Source organism: Desulfosarcina cetonica JCM 12296, assembly GCF_001311845.1.
GTDB lineage: Bacteria > Desulfobacterota > Desulfobacteria > Desulfobacterales > Desulfosarcinaceae > Desulfosarcina > Desulfosarcina cetonica.
This window is the reverse complement of the sequence record NZ_BBCC01000081.1, coordinates 1-26,419: the sequence shown is the minus strand read 5'-3', so window position 1 is coordinate 26,419 and position 26,419 is coordinate 1. Positions and strand designations below refer to the sequence as shown.

At 56.9% G+C, this 26,419-nt stretch carries 23 protein-coding genes and 2 riboswitches; of the genes, 10 read left to right on the top strand and 13 right to left on the bottom strand.

The genetic code is table 11. From position 1 onward, the window contains the following. Positions 1 to 90, bottom strand: a 90-nt coding sequence (locus JCM12296_RS50605; RefSeq protein ID WP_422698823.1) for a phosphomethylpyrimidine synthase ThiC, incomplete at its 3' end; no start/stop codon positions are given. 287 nt (positions 91 to 377) lie between these two features. Further along, a riboswitch (TPP riboswitch) is annotated at positions 378 to 486 on the bottom strand. 426 nt (positions 487 to 912) lie between these two features. Between JCM12296_RS50605 and JCM12296_RS18035 the strand changes: the two genes are divergently transcribed. From JCM12296_RS18035 to JCM12296_RS18025, 3 genes are read left to right on the top strand one after another with little or no spacing between them, the layout of a single operon-like run. Then, a complete protein-coding gene (locus tag JCM12296_RS18035) occupies positions 913 to 2,892 on the top strand; it encodes a PAS domain S-box protein (protein ID WP_172683968.1) in 1,980 nt (659 codons plus the stop codon). Continuing rightward, entirely contained in the window at positions 2,874 to 4,430 is a 1,557-nt protein-coding gene (locus JCM12296_RS18030; protein ID WP_172683967.1) for a response regulator, read from the top strand. Before JCM12296_RS18035 ends, JCM12296_RS18030 begins: the two co-directional genes overlap by 19 nt. An 11-nt stretch (positions 4,431 to 4,441) precedes the next feature. After that, on the top strand, positions 4,442 to 5,077 hold the full coding sequence (locus JCM12296_RS18025; RefSeq protein ID WP_218188151.1) for a response regulator transcription factor: 636 nt from the start codon (positions 4,442 to 4,444) through the stop codon (positions 5,075 to 5,077). Positions 5,078 to 5,200: 123 nt separating this feature from the next. Here the strand turns inward: JCM12296_RS18025 and JCM12296_RS18020 are convergent, their stop codons facing one another. From JCM12296_RS18020 to JCM12296_RS44840, 4 genes are all read right to left on the bottom strand, one after another. Further along, positions 5,201 to 6,016 carry a PKD domain-containing protein gene (locus JCM12296_RS18020; protein WP_172683966.1) on the bottom strand — a complete coding sequence of 272 codons (816 nt, stop codon included), beginning with the start codon at positions 6,014 to 6,016 and terminating at the stop codon, positions 5,201 to 5,203. Continuing rightward, positions 5,938 to 7,491, bottom strand: coding sequence for an InlB B-repeat-containing protein (locus JCM12296_RS39990; RefSeq protein ID WP_172683965.1), 1,554 nt, complete (start codon positions 7,489 to 7,491; stop codon positions 5,938 to 5,940). Before JCM12296_RS39990 ends, JCM12296_RS18020 begins: the two co-directional genes overlap by 79 nt. A 176-nt stretch (positions 7,492 to 7,667) precedes the next feature. Further along, a riboswitch (cyclic di-GMP riboswitch) is annotated at positions 7,668 to 7,759 on the bottom strand. A 234-nt stretch (positions 7,760 to 7,993) separates the two neighbouring features. Further along, on the bottom strand, positions 7,994 to 8,959 hold the full coding sequence (locus JCM12296_RS18010; protein WP_054696098.1) for a radical SAM protein: 966 nt from the start codon (positions 8,957 to 8,959) through the stop codon (positions 7,994 to 7,996). A 264-nt stretch (positions 8,960 to 9,223) separates the two neighbouring features. After that, positions 9,224 to 9,559: a hypothetical protein gene (locus JCM12296_RS44840; RefSeq protein WP_246804520.1), complete on the bottom strand. Its 336-nt coding sequence runs from the start codon at positions 9,557 to 9,559 to the stop codon at positions 9,224 to 9,226. On the opposite strand from JCM12296_RS44840, the gene JCM12296_RS18005 reads away from it, so the two are divergent. After that, positions 9,440 to 10,183 (top strand): YkgJ family cysteine cluster protein, encoded by a 744-nt coding sequence (locus tag JCM12296_RS18005; RefSeq protein ID WP_246804518.1) that lies wholly within the window; start codon positions 9,440 to 9,442, stop codon positions 10,181 to 10,183. The genes JCM12296_RS44840 and JCM12296_RS18005 overlap by 120 nt on opposite strands. Further along, positions 10,180 to 10,641, top strand: a complete 462-nt coding sequence (locus JCM12296_RS18000; RefSeq protein ID WP_246804515.1) for a threonyl-tRNA synthetase editing domain-containing protein — start codon at positions 10,180 to 10,182, stop codon at positions 10,639 to 10,641. Before JCM12296_RS18005 ends, JCM12296_RS18000 begins: the two co-directional genes overlap by 4 nt. Before the next feature lie 30 nt (positions 10,642 to 10,671). On the opposite strand, the gene JCM12296_RS17995 is transcribed toward JCM12296_RS18000, so the two are convergent. After that, the gene (locus JCM12296_RS17995; protein WP_054696095.1) at positions 10,672 to 11,700 is read right to left on the bottom strand and encodes an aldo/keto reductase; all 1,029 of its coding nucleotides are present in this window, start codon (positions 11,698 to 11,700) and stop codon (positions 10,672 to 10,674) included. A gap of 332 nt (positions 11,701 to 12,032) precedes the next feature. Here JCM12296_RS17995 and JCM12296_RS17985 point away from each other — a divergent pair, with 332 nt between their 5' ends. The 3 genes from JCM12296_RS17985 to JCM12296_RS17970 all read left to right on the top strand — a co-directional run bounded on the left by JCM12296_RS17985 (position 12,033) and on the right by JCM12296_RS17970 (position 14,737). Further along, entirely contained in the window at positions 12,033 to 12,344 is a 312-nt protein-coding gene (locus JCM12296_RS17985; protein ID WP_054696086.1) for a putative quinol monooxygenase, read from the top strand. Positions 12,345 to 12,573: 229 nt separating this feature from the next. Then, complete coding sequence (locus tag JCM12296_RS17980) at positions 12,574 to 13,620, top strand: metallophosphoesterase family protein (RefSeq protein WP_213182168.1); 1,047 nt, start codon at positions 12,574 to 12,576, stop codon at positions 13,618 to 13,620. Positions 13,621 to 13,885: 265 nt separating this feature from the next. Then, complete coding sequence (locus JCM12296_RS17970) at positions 13,886 to 14,737, top strand: thymidylate synthase (protein ID WP_054696078.1); 852 nt, start codon at positions 13,886 to 13,888, stop codon at positions 14,735 to 14,737. A gap of 181 nt (positions 14,738 to 14,918) precedes the next feature. Here the strand turns inward: JCM12296_RS17970 and JCM12296_RS17965 are convergent, their stop codons facing one another. The 3 genes from JCM12296_RS17965 to JCM12296_RS17955 form a co-directional block, all read right to left on the bottom strand. Next, positions 14,919 to 15,653 carry a methyl-accepting chemotaxis protein gene (locus JCM12296_RS17965; RefSeq protein WP_172683964.1) on the bottom strand — a complete coding sequence of 245 codons (735 nt, stop codon included), beginning with the start codon at positions 15,651 to 15,653 and terminating at the stop codon, positions 14,919 to 14,921. 8 nt (positions 15,654 to 15,661) lie between these two features. Beyond that, a complete protein-coding gene (locus JCM12296_RS17960; protein ID WP_172683963.1) occupies positions 15,662 to 16,903 on the bottom strand; it encodes a HAMP domain-containing protein in 1,242 nt (413 codons plus the stop codon). A gap of 197 nt (positions 16,904 to 17,100) precedes the next feature. Continuing rightward, positions 17,101 to 17,865: a DUF4197 domain-containing protein gene (locus tag JCM12296_RS17955; protein WP_054696068.1), complete on the bottom strand. Its 765-nt coding sequence runs from the start codon at positions 17,863 to 17,865 to the stop codon at positions 17,101 to 17,103. 385 nt (positions 17,866 to 18,250) lie between these two features. Between JCM12296_RS17955 and JCM12296_RS17950 the strand changes: the two genes are divergently transcribed. Both JCM12296_RS17950 and JCM12296_RS47710 read left to right on the top strand, forming a co-directional pair. After that, entirely contained in the window at positions 18,251 to 19,168 is a 918-nt protein-coding gene (locus JCM12296_RS17950; RefSeq protein WP_281492054.1) for an AI-2E family transporter, read from the top strand. Further along, entirely contained in the window at positions 19,156 to 19,356 is a 201-nt protein-coding gene (locus JCM12296_RS47710; RefSeq protein WP_281492053.1) for a hypothetical protein, read from the top strand. Before JCM12296_RS17950 ends, JCM12296_RS47710 begins: the two co-directional genes overlap by 13 nt. A 24-nt stretch (positions 19,357 to 19,380) precedes the next feature. On the opposite strand, the gene JCM12296_RS36620 is transcribed toward JCM12296_RS47710, so the two are convergent. From JCM12296_RS36620 to JCM12296_RS17930, 4 genes are all read right to left on the bottom strand, one after another. Further along, entirely contained in the window at positions 19,381 to 21,777 is a 2,397-nt protein-coding gene (locus JCM12296_RS36620) for an aminotransferase class I/II-fold pyridoxal phosphate-dependent enzyme (protein ID WP_083456256.1), read from the bottom strand. Between the two features lie 82 nt (positions 21,778 to 21,859). Beyond that, entirely contained in the window at positions 21,860 to 24,268 is a 2,409-nt protein-coding gene (locus JCM12296_RS17940) for an ATP-binding protein (protein ID WP_054696065.1), read from the bottom strand. Between the two features lie 33 nt (positions 24,269 to 24,301). Continuing rightward, positions 24,302 to 26,098, bottom strand: a complete 1,797-nt coding sequence (gene aspS / locus JCM12296_RS17935) for an aspartate--tRNA ligase (protein WP_054696117.1) — start codon at positions 26,096 to 26,098, stop codon at positions 24,302 to 24,304. A gap of 47 nt (positions 26,099 to 26,145) precedes the next feature. After that, a partial coding sequence (locus JCM12296_RS17930; protein ID WP_246804514.1) for a His/Gly/Thr/Pro-type tRNA ligase C-terminal domain-containing protein occupies positions 26,146 to 26,419 on the bottom strand: 274 nt, incomplete at its 5' end.

The following is a 26,419-nucleotide window of genomic DNA, read 5'->3' as shown; positions in this document are numbered from 1 at the left end:
TTCAAGGGCCCGGCGGACCTTGTCCATCTCGCGGTCGATGTCGCAGCAATCCTTGGAAATCCCCAGATTGACATTGATCTTGGTGCGCAACCCCAGGCCGACGCCTCCGGGTCGAGGTTGGCGTGGTTTTTGTTTGCCGGAATGATCACCGTGCCGGCGGCGATCCGGTCCCGCAGAACATTGACATCCATCTGCTCCTTTTGGGCGACGACGTGCATCTGGTCGGTGACGATGCCTTGCGGGCGGCATCCATCTGGGTGGTGTAGTCCATGGAGAATACCTCTTCCTGGTGGGGGGTGATGGGAAACCCGGGGGAGCAGGGGCCAATAAAAAAGGCCCGCCCGAAAGGCAAGCCTGACAAGAAAAAGACCCAAAACGGCTTTGTTGTCGCGCTTTCCCTACGGCAGTATGACCTGCATCAGGTTCAAAGGGTCGGCGCCGCTGCGCCATCTCAGCCCCGCTGTCGGGGCTCCCCCAGCTGATTTTTACGAATCCAACAACTTTATATGCCATGGTATTATGCGCCGCCGCCGCCAATGTCAACAACAGATTCGTCGAAGGCCATCGCCGGCGGATTTGTGATGAAATGGACTTGAAATCAGAGGGAGTTGGATCGGCGTTTGACCCTCAAGTAATCACAGTCTCTGCCGAATTAGTGGAAGAAGTGTTTATTACGAGGGTTATGGCAGCGTGTGGTCATCTGGATTGGATTGATGGTTGCCGCCAACATGGTGTGCACGCGGAAAAAAGTGACGCCACTTTTTTTAGTACAGCGTTTTGACAAGACAAATGATCGAAAAATATTTCGCAAAGCTCCCCCTTACCAGATCAGGCACGGTCAACAGGGCGGAAAAACCACAGCCGGTCGACATGGGGGCGCTGCCGCTGACGGGTCCTACGCAGGACATCCTCATGGCTTTTCCGATCGGCATTGTCATCATCGGCCATGATCGACGAATCCGTTGGGCCAATGAATACACACGCAGGCTTGCCGGTACCGATCGAGGGCAGACCCTGTTGGGACAACCCTGTGCGACGTACTTGTGTCAGGCGCAGCAGGGGACATGCCCGGTGCTTGACGATGGTCAAGTGGTGGATCATTCCATCCGCATTCTGCGGCGGACGGACGGTAAGGAAATCCCGGTTCTCAAATCGGTGACCATGACTGAATGGAACGGCGAACCGGTGCTGGTCGAAACCTTTGTCGACATTGAGGTCTGCGAGCAATCGTCCGAAACCATTACAAACCAGACGCTGTTTGTGCGTTCCCTCCTGGACGCGGCACCGACACCCATTTTCTACAAGGATGCAGAGGGAATCTATCTGGAATGCAATGAAGCCTTTGCCGATTTCTGGGGTTTGCCGAAATCGGCTATTGTGGGCCGCACCAGCCTCGAGATCCTGCCGTGGGAGCTGGCGGCGACCGAGCACCGCAAGGACCTGAACATCATCACCAAGGGAGAGCCGCTGACCTATGGCCTGGAGGTCACCGCCGTTCAGGGACCGCGCCATGTCGTCTACCACAAGGCGGTCGTCGTCAGCCCCCGTGGAAAAGCGGCCGGGATGGTCGGCGTGATCACGGATATCACTGCGCAAAAGTGTGCCGAGACAGCGCTGGCCGATGCCAGACGGGACTTCGAGTCCATTTTCGAAAATTCGCAGATCGGAATCCTGCTGCTACGCGGTGGCCGATACCTTGCCCGCTGCAATCAGCGCCTGGCCGACATCCTGGGTTATGACAGCCCGGAGGAAATGAACGGCATGAGCATGCGCCAGATGCACCTGAATGAAGATCGCTTTAGAGCATTTGGCGAGGCCCACCATGAAAAACTGACCAACGGTACCCAGTTTCAGGTCGATTACCAACTCTCCCGTCGGGACGGCACGCCGGTGTGGTGTACGCTTTCCGGCAAGGCTTTGGATACGGGCGATTTGAACCGGGGGGTGATTTGGGTCATCGATGATCTGGAGCCTCGCAAACGGACCGAAGCGGCGCTGCAATCGTCATTGTCCCTGCTGGATAGCGCGCTGGAAGCCACGACCGATGGGATACTCGTCGTGGATCGAAACGGCGGCATCTCGAAATGGAACCGGCAGTTTCTGGAACAATGGCGGATCCCGGATGCCCTTGCCAAGGAGGCCCGGGACGATAAACTGATCGCCTATGTTCTCGATCAGCTGGTAGCACCCCATGCCTTTTTGGAGCGGATCAATAGGTTGTACCTGCATCCCGAAGAGATCAGTTCCGATTTGATCGAGCTTACCGATGGCCGCTTTTTCGAACGCTATTCCCATCCGCAACGGCTCGGTAATGAAATCGTCGGCCGGGTATGGTGGTTTCGCGATGTCACCAAGAAGTGGCAGGCGCAAAAGGATTTGCTGGAAACCAACCGTCGTCTGCAGGCGGAAACCGCCCGGGCCAATCGGCTGGCTGCTGAAGCGGAGGCGGCAAATGTCGCTAAAAGCGAGTTTCTGGCCAACATGAGCCATGAAATCCGGACGCCCATGAACGGGGTTATCGGTATGACCGGAATGCTTCTCGACACGGATTTGAGCGATGAACAGCGGGATTATGTTGAAGTCGTGCGCAGCAGCAGTGAAACCCTGATGCGTATCATCAACGAGATCCTGGATTTCTCAAAGATCGAGGCCCGAAAGCTCGATTTGGAAGCGCTCAATTTCGATCTGGAGCATCAACTGGCCGACTTCGCCTCGGGTTTGGCGTTTTGTGCCCATGACAAGGGGCTTGAGTTTATTTGCGCAATCGATCCGGATGTGCCCACGCAGCTTATCGGAGACCCGGGGCGTTTGCGGCAGATCCTGGTCAATCTGGTCGCAATGCCATTAAATTCACGCCGGTGGGTGAGGTTGCCGTGCGGGTTTCCCGCCTGAATGAGACCGCCCAAACGGTGCGTTTGCGGTTCTCGGTCAGCGATACCGGCATGGGGATTTCCAAAGAGGGCCAGCACGATCTTTTTCATCCTTTTACCCAGGGAGATGCCTCGGCCACCCGCAAGTATGGCGGAACGGGGCTGGGGTTGGCGATTTCCAGGCAACTGGCCGAACTCATGGGCGGCCGGATCGGCGTGGAAAGCCGGCATGGCGAGGGGTCGACGTTCTGGTTCAGTGTCGATCTGGATAAACAGACCCGTGGCGAAAAAGCGCCGACAGTCCATGGCTCTCCGTTTGCCGATACCAGGCTGTTGATTGTGGATGACAATACCACCCATCGTAGCGTCCTAGAAAAAATGTTGCGTCGTGCGGGAATACGGACGACCCAGGCCGCAGACGGCGAAAGCGCTTTAAAGGCCCTCCATCTGGCCCTCGACCAAAAGGATCCCTATCAAATTGCCCTGGTCGATATGCAGATGCCGAACATGGACGGCATTGCCCTTGGTGGCGCCATCAGAGCCGATCGCCGCCTATCGAGCTTGAAAATGGTCCTGTTGACTGCCATGGGTACCAAAAAGGGGAAAGTCTCCCCTTCGGCAGGTGTTGATTTTGCCGCCTGCCTGGCCAAGCCGATTCGGGAAGTCGAATTGAAGCGTGTCCTGTCGATGCTGCTTGGTGGTGGTGGCGACGGTGGGCAGCGACCGCGTTGCTTTTCTCCGGAGCGTTTGGCCAGCCCGCCTGATCCAATTTTTGCCGGATGCGGGGCGCGTGTTCTGATTGCCGACGACAACGCCGCCAACCAGAAACTGGCCATGGGCATGCTGGCAAAAATAGGCCTCAAAGCCGATACGGTTGCCAACGGTCAGGAAGCGCTGGATGCCCTGGCCATGATTCCTTACGATATGGTCCTCATGGATGTGCAGATGCCGGAAATGGACGGGCTTGAAGCAACCCGACAGATTCGTAATCCCGATTCGGGTGTGATGAATCATCAGGTGCCGGTTATCGCGCTGACGGCACACGCCATGGCCAATGATCGGGATCGCTGTCTTAAGGCCGGGATGAACGCCTACCTCACCAAACCCATATCCACCGATAGCCTGATCGAGAAGATCGCCAAGTGGCTGCCCGTCCGGAAAAACAAAATCAAGCGGCCGATTCAGCCGCCGCAGTGTAGACCATCCTTTGGGAATTCCTCCGCCACGGTATGGAATCGATCCGTATTGCTGGATCGCTTGATGGGGGATGAAGACCTTTTGTCAACGATCGCAAAAACTTTTCTTGAAGATATTCCCCGGCAGATCGCGTTGATCGCCAGGCTGGTGGAATCAAACGATCTCTCCGGGGTGGAGCGCTGCTCCCATAAGATCAAAGGCGCGGCAGCCAATGTCGGGGGAGTTGCCTTGAGCAAGTCGGCTTTGGAGATGGAGGTTGCCGCCAAGACGGGGAACGTCGATGTTTTGGCCTGCCGGCTGGACGATCTGACCGGCCGCTTCGACGCATTGCAAAAGGCCATGAGATCCCATTTGGGAAGATAAATGGAATCGTGATGAAAAAAGGATTGGAAGGAAGGCCGATCGCCATGCGCATTCTGATCGCCGAGGATGACCTGACCAGCCGTAAAATGCTGTCAGGCTTGCTGCGGAAAAAAGGACACACTGTCACCGAGACCGTCAACGGTGCCGATGCATGGGCCGTGATGCAGCGGCCCGATGCCCCTCGGATGGCGATTTTGGATTGGATGATGCCGGAAATGGATGGTCTTACGCTCGTTCGCAGAATCAGGGCCCAGCCTATCGATCAGCCGCCCTATTTGATCATGCTGACGGCTAAGGGGACGAAAACAGATGTCGTCGCCGGACTTGATGCCGGGGCGGACGACTACCTGGTCAAACCGTTTGATGCGGAAGAACTTTGGGCAAGGATCGGGGTGGGAAAGCGCATTGTCGATCTGCAAAGCCGTCTCTCCGAGAAGGTCAACGCGCTGCAGCGTGCCCTGGACCATGTCAAGACGCTTCAGGGAATCATCCCCATCTGCTCATTTTGCAAGAAGATTCGAAATGACAAGGGCTACTGGGACCAGGTGGAAGAATATATCGGCAATCACTCCCAGGCTGAATTCAGTCATGGTATCTGCCCCGAATGCATGCGGACGCACTATCCCGAGTATGATGATGACGCGTAGGAAGGAAAGGATTGCAACGACGGCCAGGAAATATTTCCATGGCCGTCGTTGGGTTTATTCGATCGTTATGGGCTCATCATCAGCCGATCTATGAAGGTTGCTCCAGGATGAACCCTCGCCGGTTTATCTTATGCGCGCCACGACCGTGGATGCGGAGGTCGCATTGCCGGCGGCATCGGTTGCCGTCACGGTAATCACATTGAAGCCGACCTTAAGACGAATGTATGGAATACGCCATTCGGTGGTTCCCGTAGCAACGCCACTTCCCCCCTTATTATTTTCCCAGGTCACGCTGGTGACGGCGGTGTCATCGGAGGCCTTGCCGGACATGCTGATGGACGACTGCCATGCGATGAACCATTCGCTGGATGGGCTTTCGATATTTACCGAAGGGGCGGTGACATCGTCTTCGGTTTTGGTAACCACCGGGGCAATCCTCACCTGAACGGCATCCTTGGCCGACATGTCGCCGTCGTCGGTGACCGTGAGCGCGAAGGTCAGCGTGGCCCCGTCTTCACCTTCATTTGGCGCGATGAAGGTTGGGGTATCGGCGGTTGCGTCGGACAAGGTGACGGGCGTTCCTTCTGTCTGACTCCAGTGGTAAGTTACAATTTCACCATCCGGATCTGTAGACAGAGTGCCATCCAGGGTCACTTCATCACCGGCATTTACCTCTTGGTCCGAACCGGCATCGGCCAGGGGTGCCTGATTGGCGTGCTCGACAACAACGATGACGGTGTCCGTATCCTGCAGTCCGCCGGCATCGGTCACGGTGACCTCAAAGGTCAGCGACGCGCCGTCCGTGGAAAGGATTGGTGCCGTAAAAGAGGCACTGGCGGACTGAGCGTTGGAAAGGGTGACTATCGGTCCCTGGGTCTGCTTCCAGGAATAGCTTGCGATGCCGTCATCCGGATCGGTCGAGCCGGAGGCATCCAGCACCACCTCATCTTCTTCAGCGACGGTTGCCCCATCACCCGCATCGCTGTCGGAGGAACGTTGACCCAGGTCACGTTGACAATGCTGGTATCGACGCTAACCGAGCCATTGTAATCGGTCACGGTCAGTTCGAAAACCAGCGAGGCGCCTGACGTATCCACATCCGGTGCGGTAAAGGTCGCTTCCGCTTCACCCGGATTGTCCAACGTGACCTTGGGGCCTTCAAGTTGAAGCCATTGGAACGAAGCGATGCCATCATCCATGTCAATGGAGTTCAAGCCACTGAGCGTTACTTTTTGTGCCTCATCGACGGTTTGATCCGGTCCGGCGTCCGCCACGGGGGCCTGGTTTTCCAGATCGAAAACCGCTTCGATCGTACCATCCGCAGCAATGTCCGCCAGGGTATAGCGCGTTTGTGCGCCAACCGAAGTTCCGTTCACCAGAAGATCCACGATTTCATAGCCTTCATCCGCCACCATTGAGAAATCCAGGCTGGCGCCGCTCTCAACCGTGACCTGGCCGGACGGAGAAATTGACCCGCCCTCGGTTGCCGAGGCGGTTACAGTATAGGTGTCCATCGTAAAGGTTGCGCTGATGGTGTGACTGGCGGCGACATTGTTGAACGTATAGGCTGTCAGCGCACCCTGGGAGGCACCATCTACAAGCACGTCGGTAACCTGGTAGCCGCTGTCGGCCGTTATCGTGAATGTCTGGCTTCCCCCATAGGTTATGCTGACACTGCCCGACGGCGAGATGTTGCCCCCGGTTCCGGCACTGGCGGTGATCGAATAACTGTTTACCGCAAAGGTTGCGCTGATGGTGTGGCTGGCGGCGACATCACTGAATGTATAGGATGTCAGCGCTCCCTGGGAGACACCATCCACGCGCACGTCGGTAACCTGGTAGCCGCTATTGGCCGTTACCGTGAATGTCTGGCTTCCGCCGTAGGTTATGCTGACACTGCCCGACGGCGAGATGCTGCCGCCGGTTCCGGCACTGGCGGTGATCGTATAACTGTCCGCCGCGAAGGTTGCGCTGATGGTATGGTCGGCGGTGACATTGTTGAATGTATAGGATGTGAGCGCACCCTGGGAGACGCCATCCACGCGCACGTCGGTAACCTGGTAGCCCGTGTCTGGAGAAATCGTGAATGTCTGAGTGGCACCTTCGGAGACGGAAACCGTACCTGAGGGTGAAATCGTGCCGAACGCGCTTGCCGACGCCGTGATGGAATAGGTCGTGGCGGTTGAGGTCGCTGCCGGCGTGGTATATGTGACTTCTTCCGAATCGGCGCTTTCCAGCGACCCCGCGTAGGCCCTGACCACAAAATAATAGGTGGTATCGTCAGCCAGGCCGGTGACGGTTCCCGATGTTACCGTACCTGTCCAGGCCGGCTGGGAGTAGTCATAGGCCGCATCATCCGTACGCTGGTAAATCCGATATCCGTCCGGAACCGGATCGTTGGCATCCCAGGCCAAGCTCACTTCCGCTGCTTGTGCGAGGCAAATGGATGAAAAGAATAAAAAAATACCCAGGATGAGACCATGGGCAACGGGTCTGCGCAGAAATGCGCTGAAAGGGTACGACATTTTGCAATCCTCCATGATTCAATTTTTACAAACCGTTGAATCCATGTCGGATGCAACCGTTTGCTTTCGGCAGCTATGCAGCCATGCCTTCTCGAAAAAAAGGGGTAGGCCAGAAGCTTTGCGCCCCATCCTTTCGGATGGCTTGCCTTGTCGGGCAGTTCGGCGTGAATACTACTGATGCTTCCGTAAGCAAGGTGCGTGCCACGATATAAAAATGATTTTATTGATATACATAACCATTTAGGGTTTATATATAATTTTTACACAGTGGTAATGTCTGGAGAAGAGTATGAGAAGTAGTGCATTCTCATGCAAAGCGCAAAAAAGAGACGAAGCTCGCCATGCAAAGTTCAAATCTTGCACGCCCCGGAACCGTTTTTGGGGGCCGCCCCTATTTGTCTTGTGTCTGGAAAGAATGACTGCCGATTGAAGTCGATGTGTAGTAGACCTCTGTCCTTTTCAAATCGGCGCGTACTTGGTGGGTGTCTATGAGGTGCCCTAATATTTTAGATACCTCGTTGATGTGAAGGCCAAATGCTGTTTCGATCTGGTTCATCGTGCACGGGCGGCGCTTTAGCATAGCAAGAATACTGGCTTCGTCGGCAATGGTTTTTGGGGATCGATGGGCGGTCTCATCGGCAGCGATTCGGGCCGGCGGCTCAAACAGGCCGGTAAGCTCCTCCAATCGGGCCTTGGGAACTGCGGCGGCAAAATCTTCGGCGGGTGGCCGGGCGGTGGTGTTGAGATGAATGCGGTCCGGTCTGAGGGCCCGCGCGAGGCGGGCGATTTTTTTCACATCCTTGGGCATGGCGTTGATGCCGGCGAGCAGAAATACCTCGATCCACAGCTGGCCATCGAATCCTTTGCGGAATTCACGCAGTCCGTCGAAGATCGTTGCGAAGTCAAGCTGCTGCTGGGGCCGGTTGACCCATTCGAAGGAACGCTGGTCCCAGGCGCTGAGCGATACCTTGACCACCTGGGCTTGGGCGGCGGCCGCGCGGACCTCGGGCAGATAAAAAAGGGTGCCATTGGTGAGAAGTACGGAAGGGATGGGTTGGCGGTGTAAAAAGGCCAGCACATCACCAAACTGGGCATGCAGTGTGGGTTCGCCGGATCCCGAAAGGGTCAGATAGTCGGCAGAGGTGCCGCTTTTCAACCACTGCTCGATTTCTTCAATCACATCGGCCGTGGGGACATACGCTTTTCGTTCAAGGGTTTTGCGGGTGGTGCGTCCCAACTGACAGAAGACACAGTCCAGGCTGCAGGTCTTCCGCGGCGTCAGATCGATGCCCAGAGAACGCCCGAAACGGCGGGACGGTACAGGGCCGAATAGATAGTGGTAATGCGGTGTATTCATCTGCTGCCGGGTTTTTTCTTCATGGTATGATTCTAAGATTGCCGATCCATTCGTACCCGAACGGCAATGTTGGGATCTCTTAATTAAAAGCAGGCCGCGTGCCAGTTTGAAAATAAAGTTATTTGTTGACAATATAATAATATCTTCAGGTAAATAGGACCGCGCTGGTTGTCTTGTGGATGCGATGCCAAGGGATTGGGTTGCAAAACTGCGCCTACGTCATGCTACTGTTTCCCCAGCGGAAAGTCTGCTCTTGACCCCACTTCAGCCTTCTTGTAACCAATAAATCCGGCCAGCATGCGCATCGAGCGGTTTAGGATACGGCCGCTGTCGGGTTGCCCACGGATCATCAGTGTGGAACACCTGTGTCACCTCAATTTCCCAAGTTGGCAAATGCGCCTTTTCGGAGATGATAAACCGGAGATCGTTGGAAACCAAATGATGAATACACCCCCCATGAGCAATACCGGTAACCGCTACCTGCTGGGCAAGGACCACTTCCAATTTGCCTGTCACAGCGGTGTGTCTTGTTTTACGCGTTGCTGCCACGACGCCGATATGTATTTGTACCCTTACGATATCGTTCGGATGAAACGGCATTTGGGCATCTCTTCGGAGACCTTTTTGACCGAGTACACCTTAACGGCTATCCGGGATATGCCCACCTTTCCCAACGTGATGCTCAAGATGAGTGATCGGCCCGGAAAACCCTGTCCCTTTTTGCAGGAGCAGGGGTGCACGATCTATGAAGACCGCCCCTATTCGTGTCGCGCTTATCCACTGGAACCGTTCATGTACGGTGATGAAGACGGAAACCTTAGGATGCACTGCTATGTCGTGCGCCACGGACACTGCAAGGGCCACCAGGAGAATTGCAGCTGGACCGCCGAGAGCTGGATGGCCGACCAAAAGATGGATGCCTACACGGACCTCAACAGTCGATGGGCACGCATCGCCGCCCGGTTTCAAAGCAACCCTTTCGGTCCCAAGGGCATCGACAGCCCGGCCATGAAGATGGCGTTCATGGCCAGCTACAACGTGGACACCTTCCGCCGTTTTGTTTTTGAAAGCAGTTTCCTGTCGCGCTATGCCGTTTCCCCGGAACAGTTGGCTGCCATCGAGCAGGATGATGAGGCGCTGCTCCTGCTGGGACTGACCTGGATCGACCGGTTCCTGTTTGGCGAGGGGGCGCTGGAAGAGAAAGGCTCGGTGACGGGCCCTTGACGGGCGGCAAAACCGGGTTCAATGCGTGTATTGAAAAAAAAGAGGCGATCATGCGTGTTTTGTTCTGGTATTGCGACCGTTTTGCCTGGCAGCCGACCCTCAAGACCCTGGACGATGCTCCTGAGGCGACGCCCATGGCCTGCGACCAGGCGGTCGTGGCCTTCATCCATGTGGAACCGGCGGATGTGGTTGATGGCAGCTCGGCCGAAACCAAGCTGGTCAAAAACGCCAAATGGCTGGCCCGGAAATGGGAAACCCGTGAGGTTGTCCTGCACTCGTTCACCCATTTGGGAGAAGCCAAGGCCGAACCGGCGGCGGCCGGTACCCTGATCGATCGCGTACAGCAGCGGCTGGACGCCGCCGGTTACCTGGCGGTCAAAACCCCTTACGGTTACTTCAACGATCTGGCCCTCCAGGCGCCGGGGCATCCGTTGGCGAGGATTTACAAAGAATTTTGACCGAATCCGACGCTCACCCGTACGGTGGGATCAGGCATCCGCCGCCTCTTCCGGAAAACGATACTGGGCCTGGCGCTCGAGCATCCATCCGGGATACTCCTCGGGCAGCTCGCTGACCGTGTTCAGACGCGCCAGATCGTCGGCGGTCAGGCGTACCTCTGTGGCGGCGAGGTTGTCGGCCAACTGCTCCGGGGTCTTGGCCCCGATGATCACGCTGGTGACCACCGGCTGGTGCAGGAGCCAGGCCAGGGCGATGCGGGCCACGGAGACCGATTTTTCGCGGGCAATGTCGCGCATGACATCCACGACGTCGAAGGCCCGCGCCTTGTTGACCGGCGGGAAATCGAAATCCACGCGGCGGGCGCCTCCCGGCCCCTTGCCGTCACGGTCGTATTTGCCGGACAAAAGGCCACCGGCCAGGGGACTCCAGACCATGAGCCCCATGTGCTGATCCTCGAGCAACGGCACCATTTCGCGTTCGAGGTCGCGACCGGCGATGGTGTAATAGGCCTGCAGGCTTTCGAACCGGTGCAGGTCGTGCTTGTCGGCAATCCATAGGGATTTCATCACCTGCCAGGCGGCCAGGTTGGAACAACCGATGTAGCGCACCTTGCCGGATCGTACCAAATCGTCAAGGGTCCGCAGGGTTTCTTCCAGCGGGGTGAGCGGATCGAACCCGTGAATCTGGTAAAGATCGATGTAATCCGTGCCCAGGCGCGTCAGGCTGGCCTCGACCGCCTGCAGGATGTGCCGGCGCGACAGTCCCGTGTCGTTGGGCCCCGGCCCCATGGGGCCGAGTACCTTGGTGGCCAGCACCACGTCTTGACGCCGTTTCCCCAAGGCTTTGCCAAGAATCGTTTCCGCCTCTCCCTCGGAGTAGACGTTGGCGGTGTCGATAAAGTTGATCCCTGCATCCAGGACTTCTCCCACCAATCGGTCCGCCGCTTCCTGGGGCAGTTGACCGATGGCACGCCAGAATCCCTTCCCGCCGAAGGTCATCGTTCCAAAACACAATTCTGAAACCAGCAGGCCGGTTCTTCCAAGTCGTTTGGTTTTCATATCAAACATCCTCCTGTTGTGCCGTTGACGGCAACGTTGTCAATGGAGCCCATTTCTTGAGAGTGGGTATGTGAAAACAATAAGCCTTATCCATCGATTTTGAATACCCATTCCTGCTCATTTCTTGCCTGATCCCACTGGTTCGTCCGGATTCCATCATGTTTAATACAAATATAATGTTCTCCATGGAGGGGCCTCATTCTACCCTTGCAATACAATCACAAGGCGCGCTATAGCATCCGTGGCTTTCCCGCGATGACCCCGATTGAACCGATACGCCCGTAAAGGGGCATCCATCTCACCGCCGGATGACGATTTCAGGAGGGATGACGATGATCACGATTTTATTTCATGTCCGTACCCTGGAAGACACCGTTGAGGCATTTCGTGCTTTTGCCGAGAAGGCCACACCCCTTTCCCGTGCAGAGGACGGTTGTCTTGGCTATGTTTTCCACCAGCAGAAGGATGATCCGCGAAATTTTGTCCTGCGGGAACAGTGGCGTGACAAACAGGCTTTGAAGACGCATATCGACCATCTGATCGAAGTGTTCGGGCCGCCCAGACCCGGGGAGGCGTTGCCGGCCGCGATGACCGACCTGTGCGCCTCGACCGACTTGAAATTCTATACGGTAATTGGCGAATAACCCGTGTAAACCCTCCCTTAACCCAGAACTAACGTCACTGAAGAGAAAATTCTCGAATTTTAATCGGGAGCTAACATGGCTCCCGCTTAATCACCCCATTCCGGCCGGAATAATACCAAACGTAAGCGCCATATCCAACTGAGACAATCCCGCCCCACGCGTTGCCCCGTCGACAGCGGCGCATGGATGCGAAATTGTCATCTTTTTCATTCGAAAGGGGAAGATGAACATGAGAATTTCGAGAGTCTTATGCTTTTGCGCAGCAGCCGCGCTGTGCATCGCCAGTATCGGGTCTGTCGCCCAGGCCGGCCATATGGGGAAATTTCACCTGCGGTTCAATGACGACCGGAGCTTTAAAATCGTGCAGTTTACCGATACACAAGATGACGAGGATACCGATCCTCGGACCGTCCAGCTGATCGAGGCCGTTCTGGACGATCAGACGCCGGACCTCGTCGTCTTCACCGGCGACAATGTCACTGGTGGATGTGATACCCCCGATGATGTCATGGTGGCCATCAACAATATCGTTCAGCCGGTGGATGAGCGCCACATCCCCTGGTTGGTCACCTTCGGCAACCACGATGAGGACCATACCGAGAAAACCGGTTTGGATGAAGCGGCGATGCTGAAGATCTACATGTCCTATCCATACAATATCAACCAATGGGGGCCACGAAATGTGGAGGGCACCGGCAACATGTATACCCTGATTTACGGCTCGCGGGGGATGCGGCCCGTCTTCAACATCTGGGCGCTCGACTCCGGGCGCTATGCTCCGGACGAAATCGCCGGCCAGTCTTTGGACGGATACCCCGGCTGGGACTGGATCAAGCACAGCCAGATCATCTGGTATGTCGAAACTTCAAAATTCCTTGAAAAGCGTATGCATGCCAAGGTGCCGGGATTGATGTTTTTTCATATCCCCCTGCAGGAATTCGCCACCATGTGGGAGATGCAGGATCGGCACGCGGTGGTGGGCGAAAAGAACGAAGACGTCTGCCCGGGACCGTTCAACAGCGGTTTTTACGCCGCCATGCTTGAGCGCGGCGATGTGAAGGGGGTGTTTGTAGGGCATGACCATGTCAACAATTACGTGGGCAACTACTACGGCATCTACCTCGGTTATTCCGCCAACACCGGATTCGGGACCTATGGTCTGAGCGGTGATGAAAGAGACCGGCTTCGGGGCGCACGGGTCTTTGAACTCAATGAAGACGATCCTGAAAACTTCTCTACGCACATGGTTTATGCCACGGACTACGGCATTCAGTAATGCCTTCATCCCCCCTGGCATGCCGAGCGGTTGAAGGTGGCGGTGCCAGGAGGCCGCGTCACCCGCCGGAAGCATCATGGATATCGTTCTCTTTTTTTCCATGATGGCTTCCTTTTTCCCGCCTGCCGATACCGGATCGTCGAGATCGTTTCGCATTTATTCCATTTTGGTATATAATGGCGTACTTAATACGACCTGGCGCCATTCACGCGACGGTGGGCGACCGGTCGGAGAAGATCGCAAGGCCGTACCATGAAGGAGTGCCATGAAAGCTTACCTGGAACTTTGCCAACGGGTGATCGACGAGGGGACGTGGGTTTACAACAGCCGAACCGGAAAACGGTGTTTGACGGTCATCAATGCAGACTTTGAATACGATGTGAGCGACGGCACCCTGCCGGTGCTGACCACCAAGAAATTGTTTTGGAAACCGGCGATCGCCGAAATGCTGGGGTACCTGCGCGGCTATCAAAGCGCGGCCCAGTTCCGTGCCCTGGGCTGCAACACTTGGAATGCCAACGCCAACGAAAATCCCGATTGGCTGGCCAACCCGTATCGCACGGGCGATGATGACATGGGACGCTGCTATGGCGTTCAGGGGCGAGGCTGGCGCAATCCCGAAGGCCAGGAGATCGACCAGCTGCGCAAGGTCGTCGACCATCTGTCAAAGGGCATCGACGATCGCCGGGAAATCATGACCTTCTACAATCCGGGGGAGCTGGATCGGGCCTGTCTGGCCCCCTGCATGCATACCCACGTCTTCAGTCTTTTGGGCGACCGGTTGTACCTGACCAGTTACCAGCGTTCGGATGATTTGCCCCTGGGGCACGGGTTCAACCAAGTACAGGTGGCATGGCTATTGATGATCATCGCCCGGATTACCGGCAACCGTCCCGCCAAGGCCTTTCACAAGATCGTGAACGCGCATATCTATGAGGATCAGCTGGCCCAGGTGCGGGATATTCAACTCAAGCGCGAGCCCTACCCGCTGCCAAAACTCAAAATCAACCCGTCGATCAAAACCCTCGAGGATCTGGAAACCTGGGTGAACCTGGACGACTTCAAATTAGAGGACTACCAGCACCATCCGGCGATTGCCTTTCCATTTGCGGTGTAGGCGGGAGCACAACGCAAGCGGGATGGGCGAAAAGGCTTGATCGTTTGCCACGGTTTATTCACGCCGGGGACTTGTAAAAATGTCAAATGTCCCATGACAAATATCAACATCAAAATGGGGTTACATGAGACCTCCCGGGCCACCATGCGGCCCGGGAGCGGTGGCATGCCGATACCGCGGGTTACAGTTTGAACCGTCCAATGGTCTGATGCAGCGTTTTCGATAGCTGCGCCAATGTTTCGGCATTCGTCGTCACCTGGGCGCTATTGTCGGCCAGCATGCCGGCGGCCTGGTTCACCCCGCGGATATCTCCGGCGATCTGTTCCGAAACGGTGGAGCTTTGAGCCACATTTTCATTGACATCCTGAATTCCCTGGGAGGCTTGGGCGACATTGCCGGCGATTTCATCGGTCGTTGACGATTGTTCTACCACAGCGGCGGCAATGGTGGAAACAATGGCGTCCACTTCACCGATGACCTCGGAAATGATTTTGATTTCATCAACGGTTTGGACAGACGATTGCTGGATCGCCGCCACTTTGGACTTGATCTCCTGCGTCGCCAGGGCGGTTTGCTTGGCCAGTTCCTTGATCTCATTGGCCACCACGGCAAACCCCTTGCCCGCCTCTCCGGCGCGGGCCGCTTCGATGGTGGCATTCAAGGCCAACAGGTTGGTCTGCTCGGATATCTCGGTGATCACTTCCGTGACCTTGCTGATTTGATCGGCCGCCTCGCCCAGCAGATTGATCTTGGATGTTGCGCCGCCGGCTTTCTGGACCGCATCGTTGGTAACGCCGCTCGCTTTTTCTGCGTTTTTGGCGATTTCCTTGACTGTCGCGGCCATCTCCTCGGAAGCGGAGGCCACCATGGTGACGTTGGTTGACGCCTCCTCACTGGCCGCTGCCACGGAATTCATGTTGGCGCTCATCTGCTCGGCTGCCGAGGCAACGCCGTCGGCCTTTTCCGAGGCCGAGCGGGCACCGTGCTCATCTGGTGAGAAACGTCGGTCAATGTTCCTGACGCCTGGTGAAGTGAATCCGCGTTGTTTTTGACGTCCCTTAGGATATGCTGCAGCTTTTCGACAAAAAGGTTGATCCATTGGGCCAATTCGCCGGTTTCATCCTGGCTGCGGACCAGGATGCGCTTGGTCAGATCGCCTTCGCCTTCCGCCAGATCCCGGACCCGCTGGTTGAGTTGATTCAATGAACCCGATATGGCCTTCGCCTGGATGAAGTTGATCAGAATGCCAAGGATCGAGGCGGCCAGAATCACGCTGATGATGGTAGAAAAGTAGCCCTTTATTTTTCCGAACACATTTTCGCTGCTTTTCAGCACCAGGCCCTCGATGCCGTGGTCGATGCTGTCGATGGATTGCATGATTTGTTTTTCACTGGCGTTGAGTTTATTCACATTCGCGATATATTCAAGCACCAACTCCTTGACGATTAGGTTGGTGGCCTTGGCCTGTCTGGCCGCCGCCTCGTTCTCGGTTCCCTTGAGTCTTTCGATATCCTTGGTGACATTTTTCACCAGGGTATCCAGGAAATCGATCAGGCTGTCTTTGACCCCGATATCCGCTTTCAGTTTGCCGAAAAGCACCTTGATCCGGAAGTTGGCGTTGGTGTTCATGTTCGCACCCACGATGACGGCCCGTTCCATGTCCGATACGTCCCATCGGGTCTGTGCGCCGACCAATCGGTCGCTGATGGCTTTGATAACGACATTGGAGGCATTCAGGGAGGCTTCGGTCAGCTTGTCGATCTTTTCTTCGATGACTTGATTGCGGGCGCGCAATTGGGCCAGTGCGTTGGTCTGCTCCTGAACGGTATTCAGATCCTCGACTAAGGTGGGGTCGGCCAAACGCTTGCCCAAGCCCTCGAAACGTTGACGCAACACATCGAGGGCAAGGCGGTTGTAGACGTAATCCTTGATGCCGATCTCCAGATGCCGGATGTCGGTGGACAATGCATTCAAGGCTTGTTGGTGCTCGGTCGACTGCCTGATCAGTGTGTTCGAGCTGATGAAGAAGTAGAGAACGATAGCGATCAAGGCCAGATACAGGATACCGGTCAACTGCATTTTGTGTCTGATTTTAAGATTGCTCATACGGGCCATGCGGTCATCACCTTTCCAATAAAAGAAATAGAGGTAGATCGGGGTTCTCAACACATCCATTGATTTTCAGTTTATCGGTTGGTACCGGGGATGACTTGAGTGGATATAAGATAAAAAATCACATTTATTAAAAGATAAAGATATAGATTGGGGCCCATCCAGAACGACCGGTTTTTGATGAACGCGTAAAAAATCGTCGTTCCAGCGGGTTCGCAAGCCTTGTGGGTATTTTGCGAATCCGTCGGCTTTTATTTCGACCCGAATACGCGTTTTAAAAGATCGCTGGTCTGGCGGACCGGATCCTTGCGGATGGCGGCCTCTTCCTGGGCGACGTAGTAGAAGATGCCGTACAAGCCCTTTTCAATGACATAGGATGTCAGGTCGGCTTTGATATCCGGGACGAACGGCAGGCTGCGGTACTTCCCCATGATCTGATCGTAGGTCTGGACAGCGCCCACCTGGGACAGGCTGTTGGATACGATCGGCTGCATTTCCTGGGTCAGGGCGGGGGTCATTTTTTTCTCGAAATAGCGGGTGGCCGCATCGTTGGAACCGTTGTAGATGCTTTTGACATCAGCGAAGGACATGGCCTTGATCGTGTCTAAGAAAAGGCGCTTGGCCTTGGGCGTGGCCAGTTCGGCGGCCCGGTTGAGTTTAAGTTCTAGATCGTCCAAGGTGGCGGACATGCCCACTTTGGACAAGGCCGACTTGACGGTCTCGAGCTTTTCGGGCAAGGGGATGTGGATGGCCGGGTTGGCATTGAAGCCGTCGGTTTTGCCCAGCCGGGCGACGACATTGTCCGTTCCGATCTGCAGGGCCTCCTTGAGCGCGGCACCGATGTCCTGGTTGGAAAGGTCGTTTTCACCACCGCTCCCGCCAACTGATTTCAAGACCTGGGTACCGGTTTCCAGCCAGCCGCTTTGGGCCGTTGTTTCCAGGCCGATAACCAGAAGACCGAGGATGAGGGAAAGATAGATCGGGCGCCTGCCAAGGAAATTCAAAAACCGGTTCATAGGCGGTTACCTCGCTGATGCAGGGTTTATCGTATTCAAGATAATGTTTTTCGGCTGCGTTATCGGTCGTCGCGATATGGTTTATACCGCTTCCTCCCTCTGGCCTTGCCAAAAACATTATCTTAAACACTATAGAAATTGACTTGGGTGCTATGGTGAGTGAAACTTTAAACTACAACAGTTATTCGTGAATTGCATCAATAAAGTGTGCCCGGCGGATCTTTGTCGAGGACGGTGGCAGAGGACCTTTTCCCGCAACCGGTGTTTGTCCTCGACGGTTTTTTGGAGTATGTGGGAGCTTACGTTTCCATTCATTTGTATTTCTTGCCCGGCCGTCACGGGGCCGACCCTTTAGCGGGCGTCTATTCGCGGGAGCATAGCGGTTATGCATGACGACAAACTCAACAAGTTCGTGGTGATTCTCCTGGTTATCTTTATCTCGGCGGTCTTTCTTTCGATGATCCGCGCTTTTTTGATGGCGATCTTCATGGCCGGTATCTTCGCCGCCCTGACGCGTCCCGTTTACGAACGCCTGGCGGGCTGGCTGGGCGGGCGCAAAAGTCTGGCGTCGGTGTTGACCCTGGTATTGATCATCGTCGTGGTGCTTATCCCGTTGACCGTGCTCACCGGTGTGGTGACCGGCCAGGCCATCAAGGTCAGCCAATCGGTGATGCCCTGGGTGAAGGCGCAGATCGAGCAGCCCAATGCGCTTTCCGAATACCTGGCGGCGATTCCCCATTACGACGACTGGATCGCGCCCCACAACCAATTGATCATGCGTAAGGCCGGCGAGGCGGTCGGCAAGATCAGCCAGTTCCTGATCAACAACCTCCAATCGGCCACCATGGGGGCGGTTAATTTTTTCTTCATGCTTTTCACCTGGCTCTACACGATGTACTTTTTTCTCATGGACGGTGAGCGCCTGTTGGAGAAGATTCTCTACTATTTGCCCCTGCAGGATCACGACGAACAACAGATGCTGGTGCGGTTTACCTCGGTCACCCGCGCCACCCTGAAGGGCACCGCGGTCATCGGCATGCTTCAGGGGGGCTTGGCGGGCGTGGCCTTCTGGGTGACCGGTATTCCCAGTCCGGCCTTCTGGGGGGCCATCATGGTGGTGCTTTCCATCATCCCCAGCGTGGGCACGGCGGTCGTCTGGCTGCCGGCGGCGCTGATTCTGTCCTTCAACGGCGCCCTTGCCAAAGGCATCGGGTTGGCGGTTTTTGCGGGCTGGTGGTCGGCAGCCTGGACAACCTGTTGCGGCCGATCCTGGTGGGCAAGGATACCCAGATGCACGAATTGATGATCTTTTTCGGCACCATGGGGGGCATTTTCATGTTTGGCATGGTGGGGGTGATCATCGGCCCCATCATCGCCGCCCTGTTTGTGACCATCTGGGAAATCTACGGTCAGGCCTTCCAGGATATCCTGCCCGCTACCGGGTTTGTCTTGAGACGTAAAGAGAAAGCGGTCGACCCGGAAAGCGAATGACCGTTTGCGACCGTATCGCCTCGGCTACCGTAGCGACTTCAGCTTTTTCAGGCGCAGCCCGGTTTCGGCCAGAATCTGCTCGGACCGTGAGAAGTGCAGCCGGATCAGGTGATTGACCGGTTCGTGGAAAAAACTCGATCCGGGTACGGCGGCCACGCCCACCTCCTTGGCCATCCAGCGGCAGAATGCGTTGTCATCGGTCACGCCGAATTCCGAGCAATCCACCATCACGTAATAGGCCCCCTGGGGGGTGGTGTAGGTGAGGCCGGCCGCGTCCAGGCAGCCGAGAAAAAGATCCCGCTTGCGCGTGTAATCGGCGGTGAGCGTGTCGTAATAACCAAGGGGCAGGTCCAGGGCGGTCACGGCGGCCTCCTGGAGTGGGGCTGCGGCGCCCACGGTGAGAAAATCGTGTACCTTGCGCGCTCCGGCGATGATCGCCTCCGGGGCGATCACGTAGCCCAGCCGCCAACCGGTCATGTTGTAGGTCTTGGATAGGGAACTGCAGGAGATCGTGCGCTCGAACATCTCCGGCAAGGCGGCGATGTAGTGATGTTGGTGGGGTGCGTAGACGATGTGTTCGTAGACTTCGTCGGTGATGACGAAGGCATCGAATTCCTTGGCCAGATCGGCGATGATCGTAAGCTCCGCCAAGGAGAAGACCTTGCCCGACGGATTGGACGGGTTGCACAGCACGATGGCCTTGGGCTTTTGCGCGAAGGCGGCGCGCAGCTCGTTTTCATCGAAGTTGAAATCCGGCGGATGCAACGGCACGTAGATGGGATCCGCGCCGCTGAGAATCGTGTCGGCGCCGTAATTCTCGTAAAACGGAGAGAAGATCACCACCTTGTCGCCGGGATTGCAGGCGGTCATCATGGCCGTCATCATCGCCTCGGTACTGCCGCAGGTGACCACGATGTTGGCATCGGGGTCGAGGTCGAGCCCCATCCAATGGCGCTGCTTGCGGGCCAGGGCTTCGCGAAAGCGCAGGCTGCCCCAGGTGATCGCGTACTGGTGGGGGCCGTTGTCCATGGCGCGCTTGCCGGCGGCGAGGACTTCCGGCGGTGGATCGGCGTCGGGAAACCCCTGGGAGAGGTTGATGGCATCGTATTGGTTGGCCACGCGGGTCATTTCGCGGATGACCGATTCGGTGAAATGGGCCAGACGGTTGGCGATTTGCGGCATGGGAGCTCCAGGCAAAGGGGTTAAAAGGGGTATTGCGTGACGACCGACTTGGCGCAGATGAATGATTCGTGCCCGCCGCTGATTCCGCTTTTCATTCGATACTCGCTGATGGTTGGGGGGATGGCTGAACCTGGGGGTCGACAATCGTCCGATTGCGACCTTCCCGTTTGGCCCGGTAAAGGCTTTGTCGGCGCGGGCAATCAACGCATCCCCCGATTCGCGGATTCCGGGAACCTTGCTGGCGACGCCGATGCTCATGGTTGTCGACACGTTTGTACCCTTGTATGGCATCAGCATTTCCGACATTCGCCGGCGCAACGCCTCCGCCAGGTCGAAGGCCATCTGCGGCGTGCTGTCGGTGAGCAGCACGATAAATTCCTCCCCGCCGAATCTGGCCACGACATCCGTATCCCGTTTGAACACGGTTCGCAGAAGGCTTGCTGTGAGCTTGAGAAATTCGTCACCGGCTTGGTGGCCGTAGCGGTCGTTGATCCTTTTAAAATAATCGATGTCGCAGATGATCACGGTAGGCGGCTTTTGAACCCGTAACGCCTCTTTCCATTCCTGGATGAGGCGTTCATCAAAATGGCGCCGGTTGTATAGGCCGGTGAGACTGTCTATGCGACTGAGAATTTTCAGTTGTTCGGATTTTTTAATCAGCAGCTGCTCGTTCTCCAACGCCTGCCAGTATTCACGATTGCCCCGGTTTGACATCAATACCATGTAGACACAGAACATCAGCATGGCGATGACCAGGGGAAGGTCGACCTGGTAAATGGACATGAGGACGATGGCCGGCACCTGCATGGCACAGTTGTAAAATATCGCGAGTCTTACACTCGGCATGAACGCTACGGTACCGGCGGCACTAAGGCCGGCCGTACAGATGGCCATCAGCAGCCTGGCCGTATTCTCGTCTTTCAACACCATCAGATAAGCGTAACAGACGCCCCAGATCAGTCCGGTAATTCCCACACTGCTGAAAAAGATAACCTTGTGCCGAGCACTGAATGGCTCTTGCGACCATTTGGAAACCAACAGATGGACGAACCGAAAAAGACAGGTGAAGGAAATTGAGATGCTGAACAAGAGGGAGAAGTTCGTATGCCGCGTATAAAAATCGTCCGTGAAAATGACGATAAGAACGATTATTATGTAAAATAGCAGTCCTATTGCCGATCGATTCTTCAGGTCCTGGATGATCCGCGGGTTGAATGTTGCACGATCTTCAATGTTCATGATGCTCTATGATCTCCATTGGAGGGAGGTGCATGATTTATACACGGGTCATCGGCCGTCATCCAGGATCGCTCGGCAGCGCCTATGCCTTGTTCGATCGTACCATGGTTTTCAGTTTCAGGCTCTGCTTCAAATAGGTTTCCAGCTTGCGCTGGACCCGTCCGTACACCGTGTCCGCCGGGTAGTTGCCGTTGCCGTCGGGTGTTCCGGCCGGTTTGCCGGTGAGGATTTCGATACCTTCTTCAACTGTGCCGACCTGCCAGATCCGGAATTGACCGGCCTTGACGGCATCGATGACACTTTTCTTGAGCATCAGGTTTTTTACGTTGGCGGCCGGAATCATCACGCCCTGGCGGCCGTTCAGCCCCTTGCTCTGGCACACGTCGAAGAAACCCTCGATCTTCTGGTTGACTCCGCCGATGGCCTGGACCTGCCCCTTCTGGTTGACCGATCCGGTGACGGCGATGCCCTGACGGATGGGCAGCTCCGACAGGCAGGAGAGGATCGCGTACAGTTCGGTGGAGGAAGCACTGTCGCCGTCGACACTGCTGTAGCTCTGCTCGAAGGTGAGGCTGATGGTCAGGCTCAAGGGGTAACGCTGGGCAAAGGTGCGGCCCAGATAACCCGAGAGAATCAAGACGCCTTTGTCGTGGCTCTTGCCCGAGAGCTTGGATTCCCGTTCGATGTTGATGATGCCGGGACGGCCCATGAAGGTCTCGGCGGTGATGCGCGATGGCCGGCCAAAGGCGATCTCGCCGATCTGATAGATCGCCAGGGCGTTGACTTGGCCCACGGCTTCACCGGCCACGTCGATCATGATGGTGCCGTCCACGTAATTCTCGTGGATTTTTTCTTCGTAGAGGTTGTAGCGAAAGCGGTATTCGCTGAAGGCGGTGAAAACATGGGCCTCGGTGATGCGGTCGGCGCCTTCCTTGCGGGCCCAGTAATCGGCCTCCTTGATCACGCCGGTGATGGCGCCGAAGCGCAGGGAGAGTTTGCTTTTGCTATCAATGGCCTTTTCGCCATACTCCACCACGGCGGCAACACCCCCCGGCGTAAAGGGCAAAAGCCCGCCATCCCGGCACACCCGGGCGATGAAGTGCGCGTAGAGCCGTTCGCTTTCGTCGGTGCGGGCCACCTCATAGTCGAAGTCCGCGCGTACGCGGAAGATCTTGTTGAACTTGGAATCGTAGTTCTGCAGCACCTGAAACGGCTCGTAGCCGCCCAAAAGGATCACCTTGATGTTCAGGGGAATCGGTGCCGGCCGCAGGGACGCGGTCCCCATGCCCATGTCCTGGGTCATGTCCTCGATGCAGAGCATTTTGTTCTGCAGGGCCCGCTTGAGGGATTCCCACACCTCGGGATGATTCAGAACCGCCTCCACCTCCAGGATGAGGAAACCCCCGTTGGCCTGCAGCAAGGCGCCGGACTGGACCATGGTGAAGTCGGTGACCAGAGTTCCCATGAAGGCCTTTTTGTCGATGCGGCCGAAGACGTTGGCATAGGTGGGATTGGGCTCGAAGACCACCGGCGCGCCGGTCAATCCCGAGCGGTCCTCGAGGACGTTGACCTTGTAGCGGGTCAGGGAGAGCTCGGTTCCGTCGGCGGAAGCCTCGTTTTCCGCGTCGGCATCCGCCGGCCGCGGCAGGAAAAGGGAGACATTCTCGACCATGTCCGCCTGAATTTCATCGAGAAAGGCGAGGATCTCCGCCTGATCGGCGTAATTCTCACGGATCAGGTCCATGCGGTTCTTGATCACGAACAGACTCAGCTCGCCGGCTAGCTTGTGGATCTCCTTCTGCTGGGCGTGGTTGATGCGGTTGATCTCCCTTAAGACCGTCTGGATGTCCTCCTGGAATTTCTGCACGGTTTTTTCAATGGCCCGTCGTTGCGGGTCGCTCAGCTTATCGTATTCCGCTTCGCTGAACGGTTCGTCACCGTTCATGGGAATGGTCTGGTAGCCGGAGGGGGTTTTCTCCACCCGCAGCTGTTTCGCATGGGCGGCCTGGTCCAGCCGGTCGAAGTGGGTCTTGCGCGCCTCGTCATGGCGTTCCTGAATTTCGATCACCTTCTCGCGGAATGAATCGGCCTGGAACTCCTTGGGCATACGAATCTTGAGGTCGCTCACCAGCCGGGCCAGACTCTTGGCGAAACGCGGCGCCTGGCCAGGGGAAAGGGCGAGTGCCCGCGGCCGGTATTCGTCCTTGACGTTATTGACCATGCACCAGTCCGATGGGGTGGGCAGCTCCCGGGCCGCCTTGCCGACGATCTCCTGCACGATGGTGGTCTTCCCGGTTCCCTCCGGTCCGGTGACGAAGATGTGATAGCCGGCGCTTTTCATCTCAAGGCCGAAGGTGATGGCCCGCACGGCACGCTCCTGGCCGATCACCTGGTCCAGGGAAGCGATGTCGGCGGTGGTCTCGAAAGCGAAAATGGAGGGATCGCACAAACAGCGCAAATCGTCGACAGGCACCTCGTTACGCAAGGTCATGAGCACTCCTGCTGTGTTGAAGCCGCGTGGCCTCTATTGGCCCTCGGTGACGGTGAGCTTCAGCCGCAGCGACAGTTCGTCGAGCTGGGCCTTGGACGCCTCCGACGGCGCGTTGGTGAGCAGACAGGCCGCCTTCTGGGTCTTGGGAAAGGCGATCACGTCCCGGATGGAGGATTCGCCGCACAGCAGCATGACCAGGCGATCGAACCCGAAGGCGATGCCGCCATGGGGCGGGGCGCCGGATTCCAGGGCGTCCAGCAGAAAACCGAACTTCTCCTGGTAGGTCTCCGGCGCCATTCCCAGGGCGGCGAAGACCCGCTGCTGCAATTCCATGTCGTGGATACGAATGCTGCCGCCACCCACCTCGAAACCGTTGAGTACCAGGTCATAGGCCCGCGAACGCACGGCCGGGGGATCGCTCTCCAGCTTGGCGTAGTCCGCCTCCAGTGGCGCGGTGAAGGGGTGGTGCAGGGCCTGGTAGCGTTTTTCGGTTTCGTCGTACTCGAACATGGGAAAGTGGGTGACCCAGACGAAGTTGAATTGGCTTTCGTCGATCAACCCCAGGCGTTTGCCCAGGTGGTTGCGCAGGTGGCCCAAGGCTTCGTTGGTCACCGTGGGTTGGTCGGCCACGAAGAAGACCAGGTCTCCGGGGGCCATGTCGATGCGCTCGGCCAGGGCGGCCTTTTCGGCGTCGGTGAAGAACTTGGCGATGGGTGACTGCCAGGCATCCTCGCGGACCTTGATCCAGGCCAGGCCCTTGGCGCGGTAGACGGCGGCGAAAGCGGTCAGATCGTCGATCTCCTTGCGCGAGAAGTCGATGCAGCCCTTGGCGTTGAGGGCCTTGACGATGCCGCCGTTTTTGACCACGTTGGCGAAGACCTTGAATCCCGAGGTGGCCACGATATCGGAGACATCCTTAAGCTCCAGGCCGAAGCGGGTGTCGGGCTTGTCCAGACCGTAGCGGTCCATGGCCTCGTGCCAGGTAAGCCGGGGAAAGGGCAGGGTGAGGGATTGGCCCAGCACCTCCTTGAAGATATCGGCCATCATGCCCTCGCTGATGGCCATGAGATCTTCCTCACCCACGAAGGACATCTCCATATCGATCTGGGTGAACTCGGGCTGACGGTCGGCCCGCAGGTCCTCGTCGCGAAAGCAGCGCACGATCTGATAATAACGGTCGAAGCCCGAGATCATCAACAGCTGCTTGAACAGCTGCGGCGACTGGGGCAGGGCATAGAACTGGCCGGGATTGACGCGGCTGGGCACGAGATAGTCGCGGGCGCCCTCGGGCGTGCTTTTGGTGAGCACGGGGGTCTCGATGTCCAGAAAGCCGTTGGCGTTGAGATAGCGGCGCACAGCCGCGCCGGTGCGGTGGCGGGTGATGAGGTTGCGTTGCAGGGGCGGGCGGCGCAGGTCCAGATGCCGGTTCTTCAATCGGATCAGCTCGGAGACGTCCACATTGTCCTCGATGAGGAACGGCGGCGTCTTGGCGGGGTTGAGAATTTTCAACTCGGTCACCAGGATTTCGATCTCGCCGGTGGTCAGCTTGGGGTTGACCATGCCCTCGGGCCGGGGCTCCACCTTGCCACGGACACCCAGGACGAATTCGTTGCGGATCACATGCGCCTTGGCATGGACCTCCGGGTTGATTTCCGGGTTGAAGACCACCTGGGTAATCCCCTCGCGATCGCGCAGGTCGATGAAAATCACGCCGCCGTGATCGCGCCGCCGCAGCACCCAGCCCATCAGAACGACTTCCTGGCCCATGTCCTTGGCGGATAGGGCGTTGCAATGATGGGTCCTTCGCATGTCACCGAGAATGTCAGCCACCGTCATACTCCTTTCAAATCAGAAAAGCGATCCCCTGGCGGTCGGTATCAGACCGGTGCCGGGGAGAATATCTCAATTAATGTCTTCACGAGGGCCGTTACCGGGATCTCGCGCTGGGTCTTGGATGCCATGTCACGCAGGACCACCTGGCCGGCGGCCAGTTCACTCTCGCCGACAATCAGCACCTGGCCGGCATTCAGCCGGTTGGCCTGCTTCATCTGGGCCTTGAGGCTTCGATCCTCATACAGCATGCTGACGCCGATGCCCGCCACGCCCAGGGCTGTCGACCATTCGAAGGCCTGCCGGCGCGCGGTGTCTCCC